6 protein-coding genes are annotated in these 4,428 nt (G+C 42.1%); 3 read left to right on the top strand and 3 right to left on the bottom strand.

Going from position 1 to position 4,428, the window contains the following annotated elements; all coding sequences use genetic code 11:
• A partial coding sequence (locus tag ABW391_RS25090; protein WP_353484652.1) for a T9SS type A sorting domain-containing protein occupies positions 1-237 on the top strand: 237 nt, incomplete at its 5' end.
• Between the two features lie 368 nt (positions 238-605).
• On the opposite strand, the gene ABW391_RS25085 is transcribed toward ABW391_RS25090, so the two are convergent.
• Together ABW391_RS25085 and ABW391_RS25080 are read right to left on the bottom strand one after the other, a co-directional pair.
• A complete protein-coding gene (locus tag ABW391_RS25085; protein WP_353484651.1) occupies positions 606-1,343 on the bottom strand; it encodes a LytR/AlgR family response regulator transcription factor in 738 nt (245 codons plus the stop codon).
• Positions 1,344-1,378: 35 nt separating this feature from the next.
• Complete coding sequence (locus ABW391_RS25080) at positions 1,379-2,470, bottom strand: sensor histidine kinase (protein WP_353484650.1); 1,092 nt, start codon at positions 2,468-2,470, stop codon at positions 1,379-1,381.
• An 84-nt stretch (positions 2,471-2,554) separates the two neighbouring features.
• Here ABW391_RS25080 and fabD point away from each other — a divergent pair, with 84 nt between their 5' ends.
• Positions 2,555-3,436 carry an ACP S-malonyltransferase gene (gene fabD, locus ABW391_RS25075; RefSeq protein WP_353484649.1) on the top strand — a complete coding sequence of 294 codons (882 nt, stop codon included), beginning with the start codon at positions 2,555-2,557 and terminating at the stop codon, positions 3,434-3,436.
• A gap of 24 nt (positions 3,437-3,460) precedes the next feature.
• Positions 3,461-4,015 (top strand): YqgE/AlgH family protein, encoded by a 555-nt coding sequence (locus ABW391_RS25070; protein WP_353484648.1) that lies wholly within the window; start codon positions 3,461-3,463, stop codon positions 4,013-4,015.
• Positions 4,016-4,056: 41 nt separating this feature from the next.
• Here ABW391_RS25070 and ABW391_RS25065 read toward each other — a convergent pair.
• The coding region (locus ABW391_RS25065; RefSeq protein WP_353484647.1) for a M23 family metallopeptidase at positions 4,057-4,428 on the bottom strand (372 nt) is incomplete at its 5' end.

The raw sequence follows: 4,428 nt of genomic DNA, 5'->3' as shown, positions 1-4,428 counted from the left end.
ATACGCATGTTCCCCAATCCAGCTTCGAATCTGATTCGTTTGGATCTGGGCAACAACGAAGCCAGAATTCAACGTTTGCAAGTGTACAATACACTTGGACAAATGATATACAACACCTTGGGTGATGGCAATCCTTATGCAGAAATAGGGGTAAGCCAATGGGCAGAAGGTGTTTACGTAGCAAAAGTCTTTACCGACAAAGGAGTATTCAGCGAGAAATTCGAAGTTTTTAAATAATTGATTCTCGCATGCGTAATATTCTCTGAATTTGTTACGTTTGTTGATCTACATCTAAGCTTATTATTCGTGGAATTATAATCATTGCTAGTGAGAGCCGCGCAAACTGATGCGTGGCTTTTCTTATTTTGTAAGAATTTTGTCATGCAAATTTGCTTTCTCCAAAAGAAAGTTAAATATTTGCGTATCGCAAAATTGATTGGAGGAAAGAGAGTAGTGGCGCATGGAAACGCGCAGAAACGAGGCTTTTGTCCTTGTACCCTCAATTGGATATGTTCATGGGATTATAATTATCGTACGGCCATGTCAATTGCGACATGGCCATTTAGATTTTACACATCAGACTGGATTCCAAATATCCAGTAATCTTAGAGTTTATTCTTTTCAATCATATCATTCAATTCATCACGATAGTTCTTACCAATTGGCAAGTGTTTGGGAAGGTTTTTCTCCATCACTTCTACCATGTTTCCAACAATCGCATTGATCTTGTCGATATTGATTATGTAGGAACGGTGAATGCGCTTAAATCGATTGCTTGGCAATTTGTCTTCCAGACTTTTCATGGTTTGGAGCGTGATAACCCGTTGGTTCTCCATGCGGATGATCACATAATCTTTCAGTCCTTCGATGTAGATGATGTCGTGGTAATTGACTTTCACCAGCTTTTTATCCGCCTTGACAAAAATATAATCTGGATGTTGTTCTCCTTCACTGGCAACTGCGGCAATAACTGGTTCATTGCGTTGCAGCTTAACCTGTTCAACAGCTTTGTTTACCGCTTTGATGAAGCGTTCCAATGATATAGGCTTGAGCAGATAATCTAAGGCATTCAACTCGAAGCCTTCCAATGCGTAATTGGGGTACGCAGTGGTAAATATAACCAAGGGCGGCCGCGAGAGCGTTTTTAAAAAATCAATACCTGTCAATTGAGGCATCTGGATGTCCAGAAACATCAAATCGACGTCTTGATTCTTTAAAACTTCATTGGCCTCCAAGGCATTGTTGCATTTGCTCACTAAACTCAGTTCGGGAAACTTTTCAATGTAAGTCTCCAACACATCTTGAGCTAGTGGTTCGTCATCTACGATGATTACTTTGATCATGACCTTATTTGGTTGTTTGGCTTGTTGCAACAAGCTCATTCATCTAATTCTATGGTTAAATCGACAATGTACGTTTTCGGATTGTTGTCGATTTTTAACTCGTAATTGTTTGAATACATGAGGTTTAACCTCCGATGCACGTTCACCAATCCAATGCCTCCACTGCGCCTATTGGGATCAGCAATGGGGACTTTCTCTGGTTTGCTGTTTTCAATCGAAAAATGCACGGTTTGCAAATCTACTTGTAGCAGTAGGTTGACAAATCCTCCGTTGGTAATATAGCTATTTAATCCATGTTTGAAGCTATTTTCCAGAAAAGGAATGAAAAGCAGCGGGGCAATCTTTTGCTCACTGATTTGTCCTTCTACCGTAAAATTGATGCTCACGCTGTTTCCCTGGCGCAATCGTTCGAGATCCAGGTAATTTTGTAAATAAGCTACTTCTTTACTCAAAAGTACACGCTTTTCGTTGCAATCATAGAGCATGTAGCGCATCATTTCCGAAAGTTTTATGACTATTTCCGGAGCCAGGTCAGATTTTTTGAGCGTAAGGGCGTATAAATTATTGAGGGTATTGAACAAAAAATGCGGGTTGATCTGCGATTTTAGAAAACGCAATTCGGATTGCATGGTCTCCGTTTCCAATACCTGCTTTTCCCGAAGGTAATTGAACCAATCGGTCACAATTTTGAAAATGGTTGATCCCGTCGCGAACAAGAAATTAAAAAGGAAAAAGGCCAGTTGATTTTGTTGAATTTCAAGTTGTTCATTAGGAAACTGAGCGAATTTGAAATAAATGATCAAGGTTTTGATCGGCGTTAAAATGATGACCAACAAAATCAAAAATAATGCATAAGTGAGGAAACGGTTTTGCGTCAGGTAATTGGGAATCAGGTACAAAAGGTTGATGTACACAATCAACGCATAAAAAAAAATGGTGATCAACTCATTCGTCAGGGTAAAAAAGAAGCCATGCCGAGTACCCTCCACTATGGTGAGTACCAACAAGACGATTGCCCAAAAGAGCATATGGTAAGCCCCTCTGGCAGAAAAAATAAGATCGGAGATCTTTTCGCCTGATTTTAAAGGATTTCTAAGCACCGTTTCCATAAACTTGATCTCTCTCAATGGTTGTACACTCCAAGCGCGCACAAATTGAATGATAAACTAATGAACAAAATAGTACTTTTGTACCGAAAAAAGTAGTATAGAATGAAAGCTTACATTTTTCCTGGACAAGGTTCCCAGTTTGTGGGAATGGGGAAGGACTTATACGAAACCGACCTGAGCGCAAAAAAACTATTTGACCAAGCCAATGAAATCCTGGGTTTTTCGCTCACGGATGTCATGTTTGAAGGTACTGAGGAAGACTTGAAGCAAACCAAAATTACCCAACCGGCAATTTTTTTGCACTCCATTGTAAAGGCACAACTGGCAGGTGCAGATTTTCAGCCCGACGCGGTGGCCGGACATTCCTTGGGGGAATTTTCGGCACTGGTTGCGGCCAAATCCTTGTCATTCGAATCAGCACTGACGTTGGTGTTCAAGCGTGCACTTGCGATGCAGAAAGCTTGTGAATTGCAACCAAGCACCATGGCCGCAATACTGGGTTTGGCCGACGATAAGGTGGAAGAAATATGCGCTTCCATCACCGATGATCTGGTCGTACCTGCCAATTACAACTGTCCAGGACAGTTGGTGATCTCCGGTACCATCACCGGGGTAGAAAAGGCAGTAGCTTTGTGCAAAGAAGCGGGCGCTCTAAAGGCTGTCCTGTTGCAAGTAGGCGGTGCTTTTCATTCACCATTGATGCAACCTGCACAAGAAGAATTGGCGGCAGCCATCAATGCAACGCATTTTGAGACCCCGGTATGTCCGATCTACCAAAATGTGAATGCGCTGGCAGAAACAGATCCTGAGCAAATAAAGGCGAAGTTAATTCAACAGCTTACCACTCCGGTACGTTGGACACAAACCATGCAAAACATGATTGCGGGGGGAGTGAGTGAATTCGTTGAAGTGGGTGGGACTGGTAAAGTTTTACAGGGATTGGTGAAGAAAATTGATCGCGCTTTTCTGACTAGTGCGTTGTAAACCAGGGTTAATTTCTAGAAAAATATGAAGGCACTAAAAATCGGTGCAATTCTATTGGCCGAACCCTTTATGCTTGATCCTAATTTTAAACGAGCTGCTGTTTTTATGTGTGATCACGGCAAAGATGGCAGTATTGGTTTTGTTATCAATCGTCCGCTTAACCACCGCATCAACGCCATTTTAGAGGATTTTCCAGATTTTGAAGCGGAAGTATTTTTTGGGGGGCCAGTTGAATCCGAAACAACCCTTCATTATCTCCACAACGTTGGCGATCTTCTGGAAGGCAGCATTAAAGTCTCGAATGGGGTTTATTGGGGAGGTGATTTTGAAAAACTGAAGTTTTTGATCTCTTCAGAACTGATCAACCCCAATAACATTCGTTTCTTTTTAGGCTACACCGGATGGGGAGAAGGGCAACTTGAAGAAGAAATGTCTACTGGCTCCTGGGTCATTGCTGACGCAGACGCCAATTACTTGTTCAAAATGGAACCTACACAACTTTGGCAGGAAATCATGGAGAAAAAGGGCAGTACCTATACCGTTATTGCGCAGATGCCAGATTCGGCAAACTGGAATTAAAAAAAAATGGTCACCGAGTGAAATCACGGTGACCATTTTTTTTATGGGGCTACTTGATCGATTTTTATCTCGTTCAACATCTCCATAAACTTGTCTCTGATGACGGAGAATTTTTCCATTTCTGATTTCGGAAGCGGTTCTGGTGGTGGCAATTTCAGCATGTTGTGGTTTACTTGACGGCCATTTACCCAAAAGCGAAAGCATACATGTGGGCCAGTTGCCAAGCCTGTTGAACCTACATAACCGATTACCTGACCTTGTGAAACCCTTGCCCCGGATCTGATTCCTCTGGCAAAAGCCTGCATGTGCAAATATTGGGTTTGTACTTGTCCGGTATGCTTGAGCTTGACAAAATTGCCGTTTCCACCACGGTGGGTAGCTTCCAAAACCGTTCCATCTCCAACTGCCAAAAT

It is taken from the genome of Haliscomenobacter sp., from assembly GCF_040403615.1.
Lineage (GTDB): Bacteria > Bacteroidota > Bacteroidia > Chitinophagales > Saprospiraceae > Haliscomenobacter.
This window is presented reverse-complemented; position numbering and strand designations above follow the sequence as displayed.